At 68.0% G+C, this 20488-nt stretch carries 21 protein-coding genes and 1 pseudogene; 11 read left to right on the top strand and 11 right to left on the bottom strand.

The window, feature by feature from the left end:
- Positions 1–182 precede the first annotated feature (182 nt).
- A complete protein-coding gene (locus tag ACZ5IK_RS28055) occupies positions 183–560 on the bottom strand; it encodes a hypothetical protein (RefSeq protein ID WP_465490417.1) in 378 nt (125 codons plus the stop codon).
- A gap of 10 nt (positions 561–570) precedes the next feature.
- A complete protein-coding gene (locus tag ACZ5IK_RS28050; RefSeq protein ID WP_465490416.1) occupies positions 571–1104 on the bottom strand; it encodes a TetR/AcrR family transcriptional regulator in 534 nt (177 codons plus the stop codon).
- 97 nt (positions 1105–1201) lie between these two features.
- Between ACZ5IK_RS28050 and ACZ5IK_RS28045 the strand changes: the two genes are divergently transcribed.
- Complete coding sequence (locus ACZ5IK_RS28045; protein WP_465490415.1) at positions 1202–2416, top strand: saccharopine dehydrogenase family protein; 1215 nt, start codon at positions 1202–1204, stop codon at positions 2414–2416.
- 9 nt (positions 2417–2425) lie between these two features.
- Here ACZ5IK_RS28045 and ACZ5IK_RS28040 read toward each other — a convergent pair whose 3' ends face one another.
- Positions 2426–3208 carry an MBL fold metallo-hydrolase gene (locus ACZ5IK_RS28040; protein WP_465490414.1) on the bottom strand — a complete coding sequence of 261 codons (783 nt, stop codon included), beginning with the start codon at positions 3206–3208 and terminating at the stop codon, positions 2426–2428.
- A gap of 66 nt (positions 3209–3274) precedes the next feature.
- Between ACZ5IK_RS28040 and ACZ5IK_RS28035 the strand changes: the two genes are divergently transcribed.
- From ACZ5IK_RS28035 to ACZ5IK_RS28015, 5 genes and pseudogenes are all read left to right on the top strand, one after another.
- A complete protein-coding gene (locus tag ACZ5IK_RS28035) occupies positions 3275–3877 on the top strand; it encodes a TetR/AcrR family transcriptional regulator (protein WP_465490413.1) in 603 nt (200 codons plus the stop codon).
- Positions 3878–4054: 177 nt separating this feature from the next.
- Positions 4055–4495: pseudogene (locus ACZ5IK_RS28030) on the top strand (LuxR C-terminal-related transcriptional regulator); the annotation flags it as partial.
- Between the two features lie 27 nt (positions 4496–4522).
- Entirely contained in the window at positions 4523–5704 is a 1182-nt protein-coding gene (locus tag ACZ5IK_RS28025; protein ID WP_465490412.1) for a sugar ABC transporter substrate-binding protein, read from the top strand.
- Positions 5705–5753: 49 nt separating this feature from the next.
- Positions 5754–6269 carry a MarR family winged helix-turn-helix transcriptional regulator gene (locus tag ACZ5IK_RS28020; RefSeq protein WP_465490411.1) on the top strand — a complete coding sequence of 172 codons (516 nt, stop codon included), beginning with the start codon at positions 5754–5756 and terminating at the stop codon, positions 6267–6269.
- Positions 6270–6278: 9 nt separating this feature from the next.
- Positions 6279–7427, top strand: a complete 1149-nt coding sequence (locus ACZ5IK_RS28015; protein ID WP_465490410.1) for a cytochrome P450 — start codon at positions 6279–6281, stop codon at positions 7425–7427.
- Positions 7428–7436: 9 nt separating this feature from the next.
- Here ACZ5IK_RS28015 and ACZ5IK_RS28010 read toward each other — a convergent pair whose 3' ends face one another.
- Complete coding sequence (locus ACZ5IK_RS28010) at positions 7437–7847, bottom strand: DUF6228 family protein (RefSeq protein WP_465490409.1); 411 nt, start codon at positions 7845–7847, stop codon at positions 7437–7439.
- Positions 7848–7948: 101 nt separating this feature from the next.
- On the opposite strand from ACZ5IK_RS28010, the gene ACZ5IK_RS28005 reads away from it, so the two are divergent.
- The gene (locus tag ACZ5IK_RS28005) at positions 7949–8947 is read left to right on the top strand and encodes a glycosyltransferase (protein ID WP_465490458.1); all 999 of its coding nucleotides are present in this window, start codon (positions 7949–7951) and stop codon (positions 8945–8947) included.
- 104 nt (positions 8948–9051) lie between these two features.
- Positions 9052–9819, top strand: a complete 768-nt coding sequence (locus ACZ5IK_RS28000) for an NPCBM/NEW2 domain-containing protein (RefSeq protein WP_465490408.1) — start codon at positions 9052–9054, stop codon at positions 9817–9819.
- Here the strand turns inward: ACZ5IK_RS28000 and ACZ5IK_RS27995 are convergent.
- From ACZ5IK_RS27995 to ACZ5IK_RS27975, 5 genes are all read right to left on the bottom strand, one after another.
- Complete coding sequence (locus tag ACZ5IK_RS27995) at positions 9816–11438, bottom strand: carboxylesterase/lipase family protein (RefSeq protein ID WP_465490407.1); 1623 nt, start codon at positions 11436–11438, stop codon at positions 9816–9818. The genes ACZ5IK_RS28000 and ACZ5IK_RS27995 overlap by 4 nt on opposite strands.
- A 226-nt stretch (positions 11439–11664) precedes the next feature.
- A complete protein-coding gene (locus tag ACZ5IK_RS27990) occupies positions 11665–12474 on the bottom strand; it encodes an endo alpha-1,4 polygalactosaminidase (protein WP_465490406.1) in 810 nt (269 codons plus the stop codon).
- Between the two features lie 70 nt (positions 12475–12544).
- The gene (locus tag ACZ5IK_RS27985; protein WP_465490405.1) at positions 12545–14719 is read right to left on the bottom strand and encodes a xanthine dehydrogenase family protein molybdopterin-binding subunit; all 2175 of its coding nucleotides are present in this window, start codon (positions 14717–14719) and stop codon (positions 12545–12547) included.
- The gene (locus ACZ5IK_RS27980) at positions 14719–15678 is read right to left on the bottom strand and encodes an FAD binding domain-containing protein (RefSeq protein WP_465490404.1); all 960 of its coding nucleotides are present in this window, start codon (positions 15676–15678) and stop codon (positions 14719–14721) included. Before ACZ5IK_RS27980 ends, ACZ5IK_RS27985 begins: the two co-directional genes overlap by 1 nt.
- On the bottom strand, positions 15665–16117 hold the full coding sequence (locus ACZ5IK_RS27975) for a (2Fe-2S)-binding protein (RefSeq protein WP_465490403.1): 453 nt from the start codon (positions 16115–16117) through the stop codon (positions 15665–15667). The genes ACZ5IK_RS27980 and ACZ5IK_RS27975 overlap by 14 nt, the downstream gene beginning before the upstream one ends.
- Positions 16118–16340: 223 nt before the next feature.
- On the opposite strand from ACZ5IK_RS27975, the gene ACZ5IK_RS27970 reads away from it, so the two are divergent.
- Positions 16341–16916: a TetR/AcrR family transcriptional regulator gene (locus ACZ5IK_RS27970; protein WP_465490402.1), complete on the top strand. Its 576-nt coding sequence runs from the start codon at positions 16341–16343 to the stop codon at positions 16914–16916.
- A gap of 113 nt (positions 16917–17029) precedes the next feature.
- Here ACZ5IK_RS27970 and ACZ5IK_RS27965 read toward each other — a convergent pair whose 3' ends face one another.
- Positions 17030–17629, bottom strand: coding sequence for a TetR/AcrR family transcriptional regulator (locus ACZ5IK_RS27965; RefSeq protein WP_465490401.1), 600 nt, complete (start codon positions 17627–17629; stop codon positions 17030–17032).
- A gap of 19 nt (positions 17630–17648) precedes the next feature.
- Entirely contained in the window at positions 17649–18626 is a 978-nt protein-coding gene (locus ACZ5IK_RS27960) for a quinone oxidoreductase family protein (RefSeq protein ID WP_465490400.1), read from the bottom strand.
- A 165-nt stretch (positions 18627–18791) separates the two neighbouring features.
- Between ACZ5IK_RS27960 and ACZ5IK_RS27955 the strand changes: the two genes are divergently transcribed.
- The gene (locus ACZ5IK_RS27955) at positions 18792–19244 is read left to right on the top strand and encodes a nuclear transport factor 2 family protein (RefSeq protein ID WP_465490399.1); all 453 of its coding nucleotides are present in this window, start codon (positions 18792–18794) and stop codon (positions 19242–19244) included.
- A gap of 18 nt (positions 19245–19262) precedes the next feature.
- Positions 19263–20480: an epoxide hydrolase family protein gene (locus tag ACZ5IK_RS27950; RefSeq protein WP_465490398.1), complete on the top strand. Its 1218-nt coding sequence runs from the start codon at positions 19263–19265 to the stop codon at positions 20478–20480.
- Positions 20481–20488 lie beyond the last annotated feature (8 nt).

Genomic DNA, 20488 nt, shown 5'->3' with positions numbered 1-20488 from the left:
TGTGTTTGTTTTTGGCGCCCGAGGTTTCCCGGCCAAAACCACCCCTTTAGGCCCACCCCCCCCCCCCCCCCTTCCCCCCCCCGACACCCTGGAAGGCTGGTGTGGCCCTCACGGTGGCCGGGATCAGCGGCTTTTCGGTCGTGAGTGGCGATTCGGGTTAGAACACGAAACGCCACTCACGACTACCAGAGCGTGGACGGTCCCGAGACGACCCAACCGTCCTCGACAGATTTGACCCAGAAGCCCAAGGCCACCTCGATCGTCTGCTCTCGAAAGGAGATCTCGACGTACAGATTGCTGCCGGAGTCACCCCAGGCGAAGCTCCCCAGGTCGAGCTCGCCGAGCCAGGACAAGTCGCGTTCCCATTCACCGGCAGCGGACTCCGCATCAAGGCCCGCACCGACGGAACCTGTCCAGAGAGATTTGAGCACGTGCTTGACCGACGTGTGATCGACGAGTTGTTCGGCCTCAGGCATCTTTCCAGCCCGCAGGAAGCCGAAGTAGCTTCGGATAACGGCTTCGACGTCGGTCTTGGCAGGCGGCTCCGTCCAGATCTTCACCGTCGAGACACTAGGCGCCGAGGGTGGCCAGCAGCGTCCGGGCGGCTTGCTGCGCCTGCCGTCGCCTGCGGTCGTCGTCGACTCCCTGCAGCTGGAAGTACCAATGCGCTTCCACCAAGCACGCCAGGGCGTAGCCGACCTGCTCGACGCGCTCGGCGTCGGCGTCCGGGTACGCGAGGCCGAGCTGTCGCTCGATCTCGGGTAGCCATCGGCCGGTCCACAACTCGTGCAGGCGCTGCCGGACGGTCTGGTCCCTCGCCGCCTTGGCGACCAGCTCGGCCCAGACCACCAAGTCCTCGCGACTGCGGTAGGTGCCGGGTTCGAACAACCGGTCCAGCCGCGCTTCGATCGGCTCGCGCTCGGGCCCGTCGCCGCCGACCATGCGATCGCCGTACTCGGCGACGGCAGTGGTGATGAAGGAGGCCATCAGCTCGTCGCGGCTGCCGAAGTAGTGCAGCACGAGGGTGCGCTGCAGCCCGGCCGCCGCGGCGACGTTGGCGATGGTGATGCCCGCCAGCCCGTCGCGGGCCACGACCGCCGTCATGGCCCGCAGGATTTCTCCCATGCGTTGACGAGCCTTGCTCGGCCGCCCTACTTTATTGACTGACACGACAGTAAATATATCAGCGGGGAGCCGGGGCATGCGAGTACTGGCACTGGGCGGCGCCGGAGGCATGGGCAGGTACGCCTGTCGTGTCGCGTCCGGCCTTGAGCAGGTCACCGATTTGATCGTGACCGACCTGGACGGCGGCCGCGCCGAACGCGCCGCGGCCGCCGTGGGGCTCGGCGTGCGCAGCCTGGCCTTGGACGTGACCGACGCTCCAGCGTTGCGGGCGGCTCTCGCCGATGCCGACGTGGTGCTCAACACCGTCGGGCCGTTCTTCCGTTTCGGGGAGCCGATCCTGCGCGCCGCAATCGATGCCGGATGCTCCTACCTCGACATCTGCGACGACTGGGAGCCGATCGCCCCGATGCTCGAACTGGACGCTTTCGCCCGTTCGGCGGGCGTCACCGCGGTGGTCGGCATCGGCGCAAGTCCAGGGATCACCAATCTGCTCGCCGTTCTCGCCGCAACCCAGCTGGACTCCGTGGACGAGATCATCACCGGGTGGAGCCTCGAGGCGGCGCCGCCCGAAGCGACCCCCGACGGCAAACCCAGCGCGGCGGTGGTGCACGGCATCCAGCAGGTCACCGGGACGATCCACGTCACCCGGCACGGCCGGGCCGTCGACGAACGCCCGCTGCGACCGGTCCGGATCGACTATCCCGGCGTCGGACGACGAACCGTGCGGACCTTCGGCCATCCCGAGGCGCTCACGCTCCCGCGCGTGTTTCCCGGCACGACGAGCGTCAATGTCGCCTTCGCCGGGCCCGGCGTGATGACGGCGGTGGCCGCGATCGGTGCCGCCGTGGACCGGGGCATCCTGTCACCACACCGGGCCGCGTCGATCATCGAGCGGGCCGAACGCGTGCTGCCGAGCACCTTCGAACGGACCTTGGGGCCCGGACGGCTGCCCCCGATCTTCGCGCTGGCCAACGGAACCCATCGCGAACGGCCGGCCGCGGTCGGGTGCGCACTGGCGCAGTTACCCGGTACCACCATGGGTGAAGTGACCGGGATTCCCATGGGCGTCGCGCTCGGACTGCTTTCGGGCGCCGAACCCGGCGTGCACACTCCCGAGAGTTCTTTCGCCCCAACGGATTTCTTCTCCGCGTTGGCGCCGTACTGCCTTGGCTCACCCGACCCGGACGACATGGTCGTGACCACCCGGTCCTGGGATCCCGCACCGGAGCAGGCACTTCGCACGGCTTTCGCCAACGCGCGCGCGGTATTGGCGAGAACTGCGACCGCGTGACCGTTGCGGTCAGGCGGTCAGGTCCAGCCACTCCCCGACGGCCAGCACGTGCTCGCGTCGTCCGGCATGCGCGCGGAACTCGTTCTCCGGATCGGCGATCTCGACGTAGCCCGCGATCTTGTCCGGCTGTTCCGCTTCGTAGTGCATCGGAACCGCGTACCGGGCGTCAAGGATTTCTGCGGCGGCGGCGGACTGCCTCGGGTCCATCGCTGCGGGCAGCGGACTCGGGGGCTGGAGATGCGGCGCGTCGACCACCGCGCCGTTGGCGGGTAGGAACACCGCGTCGAACGGGCTGAACCGGCGCGCGATGAGCCACCAGTAGCCGTGGAACATCGTGTCGCCACCGTGAAAGACCCGTTGCCCGTCGGCCTGCACCACCCAGTTCAGCTGAGGGTCGCCGAGTCCGTCGACGGCCGGGACCGCGGTGACCCGGAACGGCCCGATTTCGCTTGTGGCCCAGGGATCCACGACCTCGGCGGCCAGGCGGTGCAGGATCAGCTCGCGCTCGACGGGCAGTGTCGTCACGTTGTCCACGTCGTCGCCGTGACCGGGAGCCGGCCGGAGCACCGGTGCTCCCGGCATCAGCACGTCCGCGAGCGCGGTCGCGTCAGTGTGGTCCCGGTGCAGATGGGTCACCAGCGCGACGGCGACCTTCCCGCTCGGCATCACCAGTCCCTCGCCGGACTTCCACCCCGTGAACAGCGGCGACAGGTCTCGCACGTAGTCGATCACCAGCCGCTCACCACCCGCCTCGATCTCCAGTCCGGCCCAGCCCAGCCTTCGCACCCGCATCTCGCGCTCCTTCGTCTTCGGGGTCGCCGTCGAATTTAGCGTACGTGCGTACGCTATTCTCAAGGCATGTCACCTCGACGCTCAGCGGCCGAAGCGCAGGCCACCAAGAGCCGGATCCTCGTCCGTGCCGCCGAGATCGCCTCCGAGGAAGGGCTGGACGGCATCACCATCGGGCGGCTCGCCGAGGAGCTGGAGATGAGCAAGTCCGGGGTGCACAAACACTTCGGTACCAAGGAGACGCTGCAGATCTCCACGCTGGACAAGGCGTTCGTGGACTTCTGGCACCGGGTGGTCGAGCCCGCGCTCGCTGAGCCGCCCGGTCTTCGGCGGTTGCGCGCGGTCTGTGCCGGCTCGGTCGGCTACCTGGAAGAACCCCTGCTGCCCGGCGGCTGTCTGATGACCGCGGCGCTTACCGAGTACGACGGTCGCCCCGGTCGCGTCCGCGACGCGGTGGCCGAGGTGTGGTCACGCTGGCGAGGACAACTGAGGGCGGACCTGGCCGCGGCAGTGGAGAACGGCGAGCTCCCCGCCGGATTCGACATCGACCAGGCGCTGTTCGAGATCGTCGCCGCCGGACTGGCCCTGAACGCGGCCATGCAGCTCCAGCACGACCGAGCGGCCGCCGGCCGGGCACGTCGCGCGATCGAACGGGCCTTGAACCAGGCCTAGGGCGTGTTTCATAAGCCCTGTTCGCGGTCTCCGCGCCCAGGTGGCCCCTGACGGCACGGGCGGATGCGGCCGAGTACGACCCGGTACGAGGCCGATCCGCCCGCACCGTCAGGAACCACCTGGATCACGAAGCCCATCGAACAGCCTCATGAAACACGCCCTAGTCCTTTTGACCGGCCCGACGTGAAGGACCCACTGCACGTTCTGGTCGTCACCACCTTCGACCTCGACGAACTGGTGCACGAGGCGCTCTGCTCCGGCGCCTGCGGATTCCTCCTCAAGGACGCCGGTCCCGGCCTGCTGGTGGAAGCCGTGCACGCGGCCGCGAACGGCGAAGCCCTGGTCTCGCCGTCGATCACCACCCGGCTGCTCGCCCACTTCACCGGCTCCCCACTCCGGCGTCGTGCCCGTCGCCGACCCGGCCCTGAGCCAGCGTGAACTCGACGTCACCCGGGCCATCGCGCGCGGCCGGACGAACGCCGAGATCGCCGCGGAGCTGACGATCTCCCTGTCCACCGTAAAACCCATCTCGCGTCGATCCAGCGCAAGATCGCGGCTCGCAACCGCACCGAGATCGCCGTGTGGGCTTGGGAATCCGGTTTGGTACGCCAAGTGTGAAGTCCGGCCGGGCGTTGTTCGCACGGTATGAGCAAACGGTTCGTCCTCATCATGGAAACCAACGGTCATCGGGCACATAATCGCTGCCTGTTTCCGTTTGCCGGAGGGGGAATCACCGTGAAGTTGCTGGACCGCGATCGCACGCCGGTGCGGTTCACCGTCGTCACCTCGGTTGCCGGTGGTCTGGTCCTCGCCGGAGTACTCGCGGTGGTCCGGAGCGACGCGATGACGGCGAAGGTGCCCGCGTGGTCTGTCCTGGTCGTAGGCGTGGTGGTCGCGGGTCTTCTCCTGCTTCAACGGACACGGTGGCCGAGGCGCACCCGGCAGGCCTTCCTGGTCACGTCCGCTTTCAGGCAGAAGTACTGGGTCGCCGGTTTCGTGCAACGTATGCACGGCGTGCTGGACCGCAACGGCATCGATCTGGTGTTGAAGGTGCCCGATCGGGACTATGACGCCGCCGCCCAGGCACACCACCTGCGCAGGATTCTGGCCGCGCGCCGGGCTTACATCGGCGGGATCGTCGTCGCGACCGAAGTGCGGCGGTTGAGGCTGGATCTCGTCGAGTTCTGCACGGAGTTGGCCCTGCCGGTGGTTTTCACCGATGTCGAACCGTTCGACGACGAAGACCAGTACTCGCGCAACGCCGTTTTCGTCGGATACCTCAGTTCCGATCTCGGGGCACTCGCGGGTCGCTGGCTGGCGGCATACCTGCGAGAGCGGAGCAGCCGGCGGCCTCATGTGCTGATCGTGGCGAGCCGGCAGCACCAAACGCGGCAAAGTCACTGCGCGACCGTTCTACAGGCGGAGCTGCCTGAGGTTTCGATCACCGTCAACGACAGCTGCGCCTTCAACCGGCTCCGCGCCCAGGACGCCGTGCAATCCCACAGTCGCGCGCTCGCTTCGCGACATGGCCGCCTGGACGCGGTGTTCTGCACCAACGACGAGATGGCGCTGGGCGCGGTCGACGCGCTTCGAGCGTCGACTTCGCCGGTCACGACGGACACCGTGATCATCGGAGTGGACGGTACGACCGAGGCCCGAACGCTGATCGACACCGGCACGAGCCCCCTTCGAGCGACTGTCGTCCAGGACTCTCATTGTCTTGCCGAGAGCGTCGTCGACGCCCTGGAGAAGATGTGCAAGCGGCGCGAGGCGATCAAGCGCACCATCCTCGATCCAGAGGTCTACGAGACCAAGCAGCGGTCGTAGGACGCGATCCGCTCGCCATTTACATCGTTTTAGATGTATCTTTTTCGATATGAAAGCCGGTGAGCTGTACCTGCTCGGCAAGCACCTGATGGAGCTCGCGTCCCACGGCATGCGCGACGACGCGGATCCGGAAGTACCGGAGATCGACCTCGTGCTCATCTCGGTGATCGTCGAAGCACCGGACATCTCGATCAGCGAACTGACCGCGCGCACCGGTTTCGCGCAGAGCCACGTCTCCACCGCCGTTGCGAAACTGCGAGAGCAAGGCGCCCTGCGCACACGTCCGGATCCCGCCGACCGTCGCCGCACCCTGGTCACCCCGGTCGACGAACTGATCGCGGCGGTCGCGCAGCGCCAGCAGCGTGACGCCGAACAGGTCCTCGCCGCAGCACTCGCCGAGCTCGACTCGGAGCCGGACTCGGTCGCGGACCGCGCCGCGCGATTGGTCAAGGCCGCCGACGAGCTGTACCGGCTGCTCACCGCCCGAGCGCTCAGGGTCGGCGAGGGCTCAGCGCTGATGCCACTGCACGCACTGGCCGGAGAGGCGGCCAAACCGAAGAAATAGGGGGATCACATGGACTATCCGTTCACGGGCACCGAACCGATGCGCTGCCCGGTCGAATACACCCGGCGGCAGAACGAGGAGCCCGTCGGCCGCGTACATCTCGCGACCGGCGAAGACGCCTGGCTCGTCACCCGCTACGACGACATCCGCGCCTTGCTGGCCGACCCGCGATTCCAGGTGTGGATTCCCGGTGTCCCCGAAGACGGCGACGGGGGCCTGCTCTTCACGATGAACGGGCGGGAACACGCGCGGCTCAGACGCCTTGCCGCCAAGGCTCTCACCCCGCGGCGGGTGGAGCAGCTGCGTTCGCGCGTGGAAGCGCTCGCGGAAGATCTGGCCAAGAAGCTGATCGCGCAGGGCCCGCCGGCGGAAGTGCTGGACGGATACGCGATCCCGCTCGCGCTGTCGGTACTCAACGAGCTCCTCGGTGTCCCACCCGCGGCTCGTGACGATCTGCGGGCCTGGGCGGACGGCATGCTCGCGGTGTTCACCGCGCCGAGTTATCAGGACATGGCCGAAGCCGCCCGGAAACTGGGCGGCTACCTCGCGGAACTGGTCGAGACGAAACGCCACGACCCCGGCGAGGACCTGCTGACCGGGTTGCTCCAGGCGCGGGACGACAACGGTGACGCGCTGAGCCCGGAGGAGGTCACCCAGCTCGCCTTTGCGGTCCTTCTCGGTGGATACGTTCCGTCCGCGAACGCCCTGGCCCTGATCGTGCTGCGGCTCGCGGCCGAACCGGAACTCCCCCGCGATCCCGCGTCGGTGCCCGAGTTGATCGAGGAACTTTTGCGGAAGGACCAAGGCTCGGCAGCCGACCAGGGACGGGTGGCGATCGAGGACGCCGACATCGGCGGGGTACCGATCCGCGCGGGAGAGTACGTCCTCGCACCCCTGCGCGCGGGCAATCACGACGCCCGCCGCTTTCCCGAACCGGCGCTGATCGATCCCGCTCGGGCGCGCGGGCATCTCACCTTCGGCCATGGGCCGCACCGTTGCCTCGGCGCGGCGCTGGCCCGGCTGCAACTGCAGACCGGGGTCACCGCATTGCTGGCGGCCGCTCCACGCCTGCGCCTCGCGGTGCCGATCGAAGAACTCGTCTGGCGGCGGATGTTCCTGACGCTCCAAGGCCCGGTCGCGGTGCCGATCGACTGGTGATCCCCTGCGTCACTCGACTCCGAGGAGTGCCGCGAGATCATCGGCGACGGCACTGAGTTGTTCACCCGCGTCCACCGTGAAGGTCGCTTCGGCGCGCCAGCCGTCGGGATCGGACGCTTCGGCCAATTCGACGACCAGGCGGACTCGGCTTCCGAGATGTCGTCCCACAATCCGGAGATCGTGCTCGAGAGACTCGTAAACACGGTCACCTGCCCACCCGTGCCAGTTCTCCGCCATTCCGGCAAAGAACTCGACGAGATCGTCAAAGCCCACGGCGTAGTGAGACGCCACGGTCTTCTCGGCACGTAGTCCGGTGTCGACGACCTCGACGCCGACAGACCAGATCTCTCCTCGGGCTCCGCGGACGACATCACTCAGGACGAGGGCATGCCCGTCGAGGCCGATCACCACCTGCTTCACCCGCCCATCATGGCAAACGACCCGGATGAGGTACTGCCACTCTCAGATGATGTGAACATCTGATCGGAACATCCCTTCTACCGCGAGTGGAACTGATCCGCATGCGCGTACTCTTCGCCGCCCTCGCATCGGTCGGCCACACCTACCCGCTGATCCCGCTCGCGGTCGCCGCCAAGGAGGCCGGGCACGAGGTGCATTTCACCGCCGGCGAGAGCGTTCACCCGCCACTGCGCAGAAACGGGCTCCAGCCCTTTCGCCCCGCGGATTCGTTCTACGAGATCTACGCCGAGGATCTCGAACCGGAACTGGCACGGCTTCGACCCGACCTCGTCGTGCACGAATGGGGATTGCCGGGGGCGGCCGTCGCCGCGCGACGCGCCGGAGTTCCCAGCCTCTGGCACGGGTTCGGCCGCATGTTCCCCGACGGGATCGGGCTCCAGGTGCCCACCGGCGGACCACACCTCGACATCTGCCCACCTTCTTTGCAGGACAAGGACTTCCTCGCGACGGCCGAGCGCATCGAGCTGCGCCCCGTTCCCTACTCCGAACCGGCATCTCCCCCGTGGCGCAGCGATACCACTTCGCGACCACTGATCTATCTGACGCTCGGCACCGCCTTCGGCACGCCGGAGGTGCTCACGACCGCCATCCGGGGACTGGCGGCGCTCGGCGCGCGGGTTATGGTCGCCTGCGGACGGGTTCGCCCCGAGGAACTGGGCGCCATACCGGACAACGTCACAGTACGGCCTTGGGTATCGCAAGCGGAGTTGTTGCCGCACGTCGACGCCGTCGTGCACCACGGCGGCAGCGGTACGACCCTGGGCGCGCTCGCCGTCGGCCTCCCGCAGCTGATCCTCCCTCAAGGCGCGGACCAGTTCGCCAACGCCGATGCACTCAGCACCGCGGGCGCCGGGCTGTGCCTCCTGCCCGGCGAGCTGAGTGCGGACGCCATCACCGAAAACACCCGGAAACTGCTGCCGCACCGAGGAAACAGCAGTCATCGCGACGCCGCCCGCACGATTGCCGAAGAAATCATCCGAATGCCCTCTCCTGACGACGTAGCCCGAGAACTGCCGAAATTGGCTTTGAATAGGCCGTAACCGGATCAGAACACGTTGACATGAAAGGATTTCGGACTCCGCACGATGGGGTGAAACCGGCGGATTCGCGTATTCCCGAGGCCGGACTCTGCCACTTTGGGCAGGTGAGTATCGAACCTCCCACTGCTGGTGAAATCACGGTCAAACCCGCGCGTTTCCTCCCCCAGACACTCGGCGTCGTAGCCGACGTGGCGGCGGTGTCGGTCCTCATCGTCGGCGGCGGACTGCCGATCGTTTGGGCGACCAGCTTCGGCGCGGTGCTCCTCGGGATCTTCGTCGTGTGGCGGCGTTGGGGCGACACCGTCGATGTGTGGCTCGCCGCCGGCGTCGCGGTCGCGGTCGCCGGCGCGGGTGTCTTCGGGTATTCGCTGACGACACGACAAAGCGTGCCCCTCCCGCCTTCCGGCCTGACCGCCGCGATCGATGCGCTACCGAACACGACGACACCGACCTCCTCGCCGCCGCCACCACCGAACGGCGGTACCTGGCTCACGGGCTTGCCGAAGGTCGAGGGAGGCTACGGCGACTGGCGACGAGGCGAAGTCGCGGTCAACGGGAAGATCTACCCGCACAGTTTCATCGGCAGCACCTGTTCGAAATCCGACGACGGCCACGAGGTCTTCGCCGTCAACCGGCGATTCCAGCGGTTTCACGCGACACTCGGCATCGCGGAAGGCGCGCCCGCCGACACGGTCACGCGATTCCTCGTGACCATCGACGGGCGGACGCTGGCCAGCCGGGACCTGCGTCCCGGCCAGGTGGACCTGGTGGACTTGCCCGTGGCCGAAGGCAGGCAACTGCTCCTGCAAGTCGACAACATCGACTCGCCCTGCAGTCCGACGGCGGTCTGGGGCGACGCGATTCTGCGTTAGCCGGTGAAAGGCGTCAGCGGATTCCAGAGTTCGCATTTGTGCTGACGAGGGATCTCGGAGGTGAGTTGACTGTCTCCCGCGGCGTTGAGCGACATGACGACGGGATTGTCCTTGGTGTAAGGGTCCCAGCGCGGCGTACCGTCCACCGTCGGGTCACCGGTACGGGCGAATCCCGTCCACTGCGCGACGAGTTGGTCGGACAGCACCTGCTGATTGGGATTGAGCTTGACCCCGTCCGGGAGCAGCAACAGCCATTCGGCGATGTGGTAGGCGCCATTCGGTTTCGTGGGGTCGACGAAGAACTGCGGTGGCACCTCCGTGGCGTCCATCTGATAGGCGTAGACCGGGATGTGCCGCGCCAGCCGTTCGTTGTTGAGCGCGGAGGGGCAGACCGAGTTGGAATCGGCCACGATCGTCCGGAAGGCCAGGAACGGGGCCGGTGCGGGGAAACGCGCCAGCGGATACGTCCGACGGACAGCGGCCGCGTGCTTGCCGTACTGCTGGTCCACCAGCCGGTCGTAGTCGGCCGGGGTCGAGGCGGAAGGCAGCTGGGTCTCGTCGCGGGCCACGCCGTGCATCAGCGACACGTCGTTGACGCGCCCGGTGGCGAAGGCCTCGCCTGGCGACATCGGCAACGTCGTTCCGTTCACGATCGGCGCGATCGTCCCGCTGTCGGGTTCCCTCCCGTGACCCGCCTGTTCGAGCAGGGTGGCAGCGGGTGCCCCGCGCAGGCACGCTGCGGCTTCGGCCGCGACGCCGCAGCCCACGGCGGTGGCGAAGCGTGCCCCGGCGCGGTGGGCCTGTTTCTCGGTGGGCAGTTTCGCCTTGCAGTCCTGCGCCTGCCACACGGTGTCCACGCCGAGCAGCGAGTTGTACTCCCCGCTTTCGCTGATACCGCGGTGGAACAGCCCTGCCGAAGCGGGCGACGTGGTGTGGGCGCAGACGCTCGAGCCGCCCGCGGAAGCGCCGTAGATCGTGACGTTGTGCGGGTCGCCACCGAACCGCGCGATGTTCCGCTGCACCCAGCGCAGCGCGGCCTGCTGGTCCTGAAGCCCGTAGTTCCCGGCATGGGCGCCGAACGCTTCGTGCGCCAGGAAACCGAAGATCCCGAGCCGGTAGTTGACCTCCACGCTGATGACGTTGCCCGCCGTCACCAGGCGGCTCGCGTCCTGCGGCTTCCACAGCAGGAAACCGCCGCCGTGGATCTGCACCATCACCGCGAACGGACCGGGTCCCGCTTTGGCGGGTACCCGGACGGTCAGGTTGAGGCAGTCCTCGTTGTCCGAGCCCGGACCGGCACCGGAAGGCTGCGCGCACTGGTTGCCTTCCGCGGTCGCGGCGAACGCTTCGGTCCACGGGGCGGGGCGCCGCGGTGGCTTCCAGCGCAGGCTGCCGACCGGCGGTGCGCCGTAGCGGATTCCTTGCCATGACCTGACTTCGGGTCCGGCGACACCGCAGACCGGGCCGTCGTCGGTCACCACCGTGGTGCCCGGCGAGCAGGCGGGCGCGGGCAGCTCCACCCTGTTCAGATCACTGGCCATGGAAGCCGAGCCGGCCAGTGACATCACCAGCACGACGACGGCCGCCAAGGCGGTGGCCATTTTCCGGTCGAGTCTCATCCGTCCTCCTTCACCCCCGCCCGGCCGAATCGGCCGATCGGAAGATTCGCGGCACACGAGTGACATCGACGCACCGAACAACGGTTCGGCGGCCCGGACACGACGACGACAGTGCCCGCCGATCTCCAGTCTGGCCACGGCTCCGGAAGGCGCAACCTCCGTTCGGTCGCGCCGGAATGGTGAAACTACCGGGGAAAATGGTCTTTCAGCCGGGGATGGGAAGGGGTCAGCAGGTCTTGCGGAGGTAACCGGACGCGCCCTCGGGGACGACGTCGCGGTCACGGCGGACGATGCTGAGCGACTTACCCCAACGGGCGCACGCGTTCGCGAGGCCGGTCTCCGTGTACTCGATGACGATCACGTTGTCGCCGAACGACGAAACGTACTCGTCACAGTTGTCCTGCTCTCCGCACTCTTCGGCGACGGCGAAGTCGAGCCCGTTGGCCTGCCGGTTCCGGGCCAGTTCAGAGGTGTTCTTTTGCCCGATCGCGAGGCCCTTTTCGTGGGCATACGCGGAAAGCAAACGAATGTATGCCTGAGCGTCCTCATCGGACAGAAGGCCTTCGGAGCGGGTGAAACTGTCGTAGTTGTCCGGCTCGATCGCCCGGTAGCCCTTGGCCGCGCACTCGTCGGTCCACTCGTTCGCCTTGGCCGCCACCCGCCCGCGTTTGTCCGCGGTCCGGAGGTCGAGCAGGGCTTCGCCCCAGTCTTCGTCCATGACGACGTCGCCGTTCGCGTCGCGCAGCAGGAGGTCGCCCCACTCCCCCTCCGCCCCGGGCTGAGCCTGGAACGCGTTGACGTAACAGATGTTGTACAGGCCCTCGGCGGGGCTGACGGTGTGGTCGCGGCTGACGACCCCGGCCCCGGGCGGCGGCGGGTACGCGCCGCCGATCTGGTAGTCGAAACCGGCCTTCACCGGTGGCGGCTGGAAGCCGCTCGCCGAGGCCGTGCAGCCGCCGACAGCGACGGCGCACAAGGCGGCCCCGGCGAGCAGGACGCCGCCGATACCGGGATTCCCCTTGCCGAAGCCGCTCAAGCCGCCACCTGCTCTCCACCCGCTGGTCCTGGTGGTGGAATCTAGCCGACGGCTTGAGCTGCCGGTGCCCCTACTCGTCGAGAAGGTCCTCGATCAGGATGGGGATGTGCCGGACCCGGATGCCGGTGGCGTTGTGGACGGCGTTCGCCACGGCCGCCGCCATCCCGACGGTGCCGATCTCGCCGATTCCCTTCGCGCCGACCGAGTTGTGCAGGGTGTCCGGGTACTCGACGAAATGGACGTCGACCTCGGGGATGTCCGCGTTCACCGGGATCAGGTAGCTCGCGAAGTCACCGTTGGCGAATCGTCCGTTGGCTTCGATCTCCAGCCCCTCGTGCAGAGCGGCCGAGACGCCCCAGATCATGCCTCCCATGATCTGGCTCCGCGCCGCCGTCGGGTTGATGATCCGGCCGGCGTCGAATACGCCGAGCATGCGGGACACCCGGATCTCGCGGGTCCACTTGTGCACGCGGACTTCGCAGAACTGGGCGCCGAACGAGCTGAACGAATGCTTCGTCAGCTCCTCGCCGGGTGCCGACGACCCGGTCACGGAGATCGACGGGCGGTTCAGGGCCCGCAGGAGCTCTCCGAAGGTCATCGACCGATCTCCGGCCAGCACCCGGCCGTCCGCGTAGGAGACGTCCATGCCGTCGAACGGCGCTCCTGGGGCCGACGCCACTGTCAGCAGGTCGTCGATCGCCTTGGCGGCGGCGATCATGATGGCCGTTCCCGCGCTCGCGGTGGCCGTCGAGCCACCGGACATACCGCCGGGCGGCAGCGCGGAGTCACCGAGCCGCGGCACCACCCGATCCGGCGAGATGTCCAGTGATTCCCCGCCGACCAGGGAAAGCACGGTCAGCAGGCCGGTTCCCGGATCCGCCCCGCTGGTCGCGACGACAGCCGTGTCGTCGGGCCGCAGGGTGATCCCGACCGTCGCCGGGAAACGCAGGGCGGGGAACATGGCCGTCGCCGTGCCGACGCCCACGAGCCAATCTCCGTCCTCCCGTCCCTGGGGCGAGCGCTCCGACCAGCCGAATCGGGCGGCGCCGACCCGGAAGCATTCGTCGAGGTGCTTGCTCGACCACTGCAGATCCTTGCCGGGCGGCGCGGTCGAGTTGTTCCGCTGGCGCAGCTCGATCGGATCCATCTTCAGCGCGACCGCGAGCTCGTCGATCGCGCTCTCCAGCGCGAAAGACCCGGGCGCCTCGCCGGGCGCCCGCATGAAGGTGGTCGGCGGAACGTTCAGCGGCACCATCTTCTGGCTGATGGCCAGGTTCCGGGTGGCGTACCACTCGCGTGAGGTGCCGTGCGACGTCGGCTCGACGAACGACCGGTCCATCGGTGTGCTGCACCAGGAGTCGTGGCGCAGCGCGTTGAGGGTGCCGTCGTGCTCGGCCCCGAGGGCGATCTTCTGCACGGTCGCGGCGCGGCCCGCGGTCGCGGTGAAGACCTGTTCCCGGCTGAGCGCGGCCTTGACCGGCCTGCCGAGGACCCTGGCGGCGGCCGCCGCCAGGAACGCCGGCGTGGACGTGCGACCCTTGCCGCCGAACGCCCCGCCCACGAACGGGTTCACCGCGTGCACTTCGGACGGTTTCGTGTCCAGCGCACCCGCGAGTTCCGCGGCCTGGAGATCGGACCCCTGGTTTCCACTGTGGATCGTCAGGCCGTCGGGACCCCACACGGCGACCGCGGAATGCGGTTCCATCGCGGCGTGGTTCTGGGTCGCGGTGGTGTACGTGGCTTCGACGACCACCGGGCTCTCGGCCAGCGCGTCCTCGATGGACTCGACGCCGGGCGCGAGGACCGCGAGCGACGGTGGTGAACCGTCCCTCGCCGCCGGTGCGTCTTCGGCCGTGACGAGGCCGTCCTGCAGCGACGTCAACGCGGGACGGGGCAGGTAGGAGACCTCGACGAGCATCGCGGCGTCGCGCGCCTGTTCGTAGGTCTCGGCCACCACGAAGCCGATCGGCTGGCCGTAGTAGGCAACTTCCCTGTCCTGCAACGGAACCCAGGTCTCACCCATGAACATCGTGACCGGGGTCCGCAGCTCGAGCGGGTCGAAGGGCGTGTACACACCGATCACGCCGGGAGCATCCAGTGCCTCCGCGACGTCCATCGCCTCGATCTCGCCATGGGCGATCGAGCTGGTCACGACATACCCGTAGGCCATTCCGGGGAAGGTGTGGTCCGCCCCGTATTCGGCCTGGCCGGTGACCTTCAGCGGCCCGTCCACCCGGCTGGTCATCAGCGGCTCCCCTCGGTCAGTTCGAGCAGCGCGCGGACGATGGTCCGCGGCAGCAACGACGTCTTGAATCCGTTCGCGGCCAACGGGCGCGCGTTCTCGACGGCCAGCGCCGCGGCGTCTTCGAATGCGCTCGCTGTCGCCGGTGCGCCGCGCAAGGCCGCCTCGACCTCGGGCAGCCGCCACGGCACCGTGGCCACACCACCCACCGCGACCCTGGCGTCGACGACGCGCGAGTCCTCGATGTGCAGCGCGACAGCGGCGGAGCACAGCGCGAACTCGTAGGACGCCCTGTCGCGCACCTTGACGTACGTGGAGTTCGAGGCCCAGTCCAGCCTGGGGACCACGACCTCGGCGATCAGTTCGCCGGAGCGCAGGTCGTTCTCCACCTCAGGGGTTTCCCCCGGCTGCCGGTAGAAGGAGCTCAGCTCGACGGTGCGGCTACCGGTGGAGCTCACCAGCCGGAGCTGCGCGTCGAGAGCGACCAGCGCGACGGCCACGTCACTGGCGTGGGTCGCCACGCACGAGTCGCTGGTGCCGAGTACCGCGTGCATGCGGTTGGCACCCGAGATCGCCGGGCAGCCACTGCCGGGATCCCGCCGGTTGCACGGCATGGCGACGTCCCGGAAGTACGAGCAGCGGGTGCGCTGCATCAGGTTTCCGCCGATGCTGGCCATGTTCCGGATCTGCTGGGAGGCGCTGAGCAGCAGGGCGCGGGAGATCGCCGGGTACACGCCGGGGTGCCCGGCGATGTCGCTCATCCGCTCCAGCGCGCCGATCCGCAGCCCGTCGGCGGTGTCGATGCCGCGGAGCGGGACCGCGTTGATGTCCAGCACCTGCTGCGGTGTCAGGACATTGAGTTTCATCAGGTCGACGAGCGTGGTCCCGCCCGCCAGGAAGGTGCCGGGTGAGGCGACTGCGGCTTCGACGGTCTCGGGGGCGATCAGCTCAAACGGACGCATCGGCCCGCCTCGCCTGCTCGACCGCCGCGAGGATGTTCGGGTACGCCGCGCATCGGCAGAGGTTGCCGGACATGAACTCGCGGACGTCCTGGACGTCCTGCTCGACGGCGGCGACCGCCGACATGATCTGTCCGGACGTGCAGAACCCGCACTGCAGGGCGTCCTGGTCGACGAAGGCCTGCTGCACCGGATGCAGTCCATCCGCTGTGGACAGTGCTTCGACCGTGGTCACCGGCTGTTTCACGGTGGCGGCCAGGGTTAGGCAGGAGAGCACCGGCCGCCCGTCGACGTGCACCGTGCACGCGCCGCATTGCCCGCGGTCGCAGCCCTTCTTCGGCCCCGTGACGGCGAGCCGCTCACGCAGCGCGTCCAGCAGTGTCACCCCGGGATCGACACTCAGGTGTTCCGTCCTGCCATTGACTTCGAGTGAGATGTCCACTGGATCTCTTTCCGCAGATCGTCGGGACCGAGCGCCCGACGGCGTAGGTTGAGGTGGTGGGAGTCCGTCCGAGAGGTGTAGCGGATATTCATCCGCTTCATTTTTCAAGCTAGCGGATTACAATCCGCTTCGCAATGTCGGTACTCGCCCCTGGAGTCGCTCCAGGTCCCCCGGGTTCCTCGGCTACATTCACGATGAACGGGATCGGCGGACGGGAGGGACGATGACGACGGGATCGGTCAATCCCCGGCGCGCGGACACCCGGCGCAACCACGAACGCATCCTCGTCACCGCGGCGAAGTCACTGGCCGGGTCGGGCGAGGTCTCGTTCAACGCCATCGCGAAACAGGCGGAAGTCGGCGTCGGCACGGTGTACCGGCACTTCCCGACGCCCGAAGCCCTCATCCTGGCGGTCTATCAGCGCGAGGTGCGCCAGCTCGTCGAAGTCGTGCCGAGCCTGCTCGAACAGTACGCGCCGGAGGAGGCCTTCCGCGCGTGGACGACCGACCACCTGGCCCACTACATGATGACCAAGCGCGGCCTGGCCGACGCGCTGCGCGCCGCGACGGCCTCCCGCGGGGAACTGCCGGCGGGCGCCTACGAGTCCATGGTCGGCGCGGTTGCCACACTGCTGGAGGCCAACGTCGCCGCCGGTACCGTCCGGCCGGACCTGAAGCCCGAGACCGTGCTCCGGAGCCTGGGCGGTCTGTTGTACCTCGACCCGAACGGTGAGTGGCGGCGCGACGTCGCGAGTCTCGTCGACCTGCTGTGGCGAGGGATGGGCACTGGCCGGGAGTGAGCTGAGCCGAGGGGCTGAGGTGAGGGGAACTTTGAGGGACCCTGGGTCCCTCAAGGAGTCCTTCACGGACCCGGCTGACGCCGCCCACAACCAGCAAGGACGCGGCTCCCTGCTCAGCTGTAAACGGGTGCACCGATACGGAGATAGTCCAGGTACAGATCGAGCGCCGCCTCGAGGTGGTCCGCGGTTCCGGTGGACATCAGGATCGTCACCCCGCCCTGGATCGCGGCGATCAACGCGGCCGACGCGCGGACCGGATCGATGTCACGGCTGATCGAGCCACTCTCCCGCATGTTCTCGATACCCACCTCGACCTGGCGCTGCCACTGTTCGAGCAACTGCCGGGTGACCGCCTGCGCGGCGGGCGTATGCCTGCCGATCTCGGTGATCAGCACGCCGAGCGGGCAGTGCACTCCTTGCCGCCGGTAGCGCTCGATCACCACGTCACGCCACTGGCGCCACGCCTCCCACGAGGTCAACTGCCCGAGGTAGGGCTGCTGGTCCTCGATCACCCGGGCCGCCTCCCACTCGGCCACGGCCATCAGCAGCTGTTCCTTGCCCTCCGGGAAGTAGTGGAAGAGCTGGCTCTTGCCCGTGCCGCTGCGACGGCAGATGTCGTCGAGGGTCGCCGCTCCCACGCCGCTCTCGCGGATCTCGTCCGCCGCGGCCTCGATGATCCGCTGCCGCGTCGCGGCACCTTTCTTCGTGAGCACCAGGACCTCCTACCGGTCATTATCGCGGACGCGATCTCGGCACGAGCAGCAGCTTTCCCGAGGTGCGGCGGGACTCGAGGTCGCGGTGGGCCTGAGCGGCATCGGCGAGGGCGTAGCGGCCGCCGATCCTCGGTGTCACCTGTCCATTCTGGATGAACCCGAAGAGCTCGCCCGCCCGTCGCACCAGCGCCTCACGAGTGGGCACGTGGTCGACGACCGACGGATAGGACAGGAGAATACTGTTCGGCAGCTCGGCGGGACGGAACGTGGGATTGCCGTTCACCACACCGAAGTACGCGTGCACCCCGTGGCGGCGTAGCGCCAGTTGCGACGAGTGGAACGTCGCCGCGCCGCCGCCGTCGTAAACCACTTGCGCCCCTTCGCCGCCGGTCAGCTCGAGGATCCGGTCCTCGAAGCCGCCACCGGCGGACACGAGAACCCGGTCCGCGCCGGCGTCCTTCGCCACCGGAACCTTCTCCTCTCGCGACACCAGGCCGATGACGGTGCCACCGCGAGCCTTGATCAGCTGCGTCAGCATCAAGCCCACACCGCCCGCCGCGGAGTGCACCACTGCGACGTCCCCGGGTTTGATCGCGTACGTCTCCGTCGTGAAATGGTTCGCGGTCAACCCCTGCATCAGCACGGCGGCGGCGGTCTCGTCGTCGATGTCGTCCGGCACGCGCACCAGGGCCTCGGCCGGGATGGCGAGCCGCTCGGCGTAGCTGCCCTTGTGATAGCGCCAGGCGACCCGGTCGCCGACGGCGAGGTCTTCGACGCCCGCGCCCAGCTCTGTGACGACGCCCATTCCCTCGACACCCAGCACCGTGGGCACCGACCAGGTGGGCAGCGGCATCTTGCGGGCACCGGTGTCCATGAAGTTCACCCCGGCCACCCCCAGCCGCACGCCCACTTCGCCCTCGGACGGCACCGGATCCGGGAACTCGGTCCAGGTCATGACTTCCGGGCCGCCGTACTCGCGGATGTGGATCGCGTGCATCAGGGACTTCTTTCGTGTCGGAACTCGGGTCTCGGCGCCAACGTAGGTCCGGAAAAATGTACCGGCAAGTACAAACTTCACCGCCAAGGAGTGTACTTGCCGGTACATTTTCTCTTCTGCATTCTCGGCTGAGCCAGGCAAGTTCGGCCGACTGAAAGGGAATCGATGGACGACCTCGCCCGATTGGTGGCGGTGGAGGACCTGCGGCGCGTGATGGCCCGCTACGTCTACAACGCCGACCACCATCGATGGGACGAACTCGCGGCGCTGTTCACGCCCGACGCTCCCTTCGCGGCCTCCACAGTGGACGGATCACCTCAGGCGCGGATGACGGGCCGCGACGAAATCGCCGCCGGTCTCAAAACGCGCAATCACCCGGATTCCGTGCTGGTGCATCACCTCTTCTCCAGCGAGGTCGACGTCGAGTCTGAAGATTCGGCCACCGGCGTCTGGGCCATGGAGGACGTCATCACCACCTCGCCGAGCGCGCGTTCCGACGGCGAACCCACCGGAATGCACGGCTACGGCCACTACCGGGTGCGCTTCACCCGGTCTGCGGGGAGCTGGCTCATCGCAGAGCTCCGCATCACCAGGCTCCGCCTGGACTGGACCTACTGAACCTCAGGAGAAAAGACCATGACCGACTCCCTCGAACCGTTCGTCATCCACGTCGAGCAGGACGTCCTCGACGACCTCCGGTCACGACTCGAGGCGACCCGGTTCGCGCCCGATCTCGACAACGAAGACGAGGCCTTCGGGCTGAGTACCGCCTACCTCAAGCCGATCGTGGAGTACTGGGCCGACGGTTTCGACTGGCGGGCCGTCGAAGCCCGGTTGAACGGCTATACCCACCATCGCGTCGATGTCGGTGGCACGCCGGTGCACTTCATCCGCGAGCCGGGCAAGGGGCCCGCGCCGATTCCGCTGCTGCTCATGCACGGCTGGCCGTGGACCTTCTGGGACTGGAGCAAGGTCATCCGCCCGCTCGCCGACCCGGCGGCCCACGGCGGCGACCCGGCCGACGCCTTCGACGTCATCGTCCCGTCGCTGCCCGGATTCGCGTTCTCCACCCCGCTGACCAACGGCAAGGAGAACTTCGTCAGCATGGCCGACCGGTTCCACACGCTGATGACCGACGTGCTCGGGCACCGGCGGTTCGGGGTCGGCGCGGCCGACTACGGCGCGCTGGTCGGGGCGCAGCTCGGCCACAAGTACGCCGGCTCGCTCCATGGTCTGCACCTCGGCAACGAGATGCTGCTCTCGATCTTCCAGGGCGACCGTCACTGGGACCTCACCGGTGGCGCACCGATCGATCAGCTGCCCCCGGGTCCGCGGGCCGACATGGTCAACTTCGTCGACACCTACGTGTCCCATGTCGCGACGCACATGCTCGACGCGCAGACGATCACGCACGGCCTGAACGACTCCCCGATCGGGATGCTCGCCTGGATCCTGAAGCGCTGGAAGCGCTGGAGCGACCAGAACGGGGTGTTCGAGGACTCCTACCCGATGGACCACATCCTCACCAACGCGACGATCTATTGGGTCAACCAGGCCATCGGCTCGTCGATCCGCGCCTACAAGAACGTCAACCGCCACCCCTGGCAGCCGTCGCACGACCGGACCCCGGCGGTCGAGGCGCCGACCGGGTTCACCTTCCACCTCGGTGACGCCGCACCGCCCGGAGCCCACGACCGCGATCAGCGCGTCGCCGCGTTCAAGGAAGGTGCAGGCCACTTCTACGCCGACGTTCGCGCGGTGAACGTCCACGAAAAAGGTGGCCACTTCGGACCGTGGGAGAACCCGGAAGCGTGGATCGACGACCTGCGCTCCACGTTCCGGCCGCTGCGCTGAGGCCGGTG

It is taken from the genome of Amycolatopsis sp. NPDC031561 (genome assembly GCF_055580625.1).
Note: the sequence above shows the minus strand (reverse complement) of the source record. Positions and strands in the feature narration are given on the sequence as shown.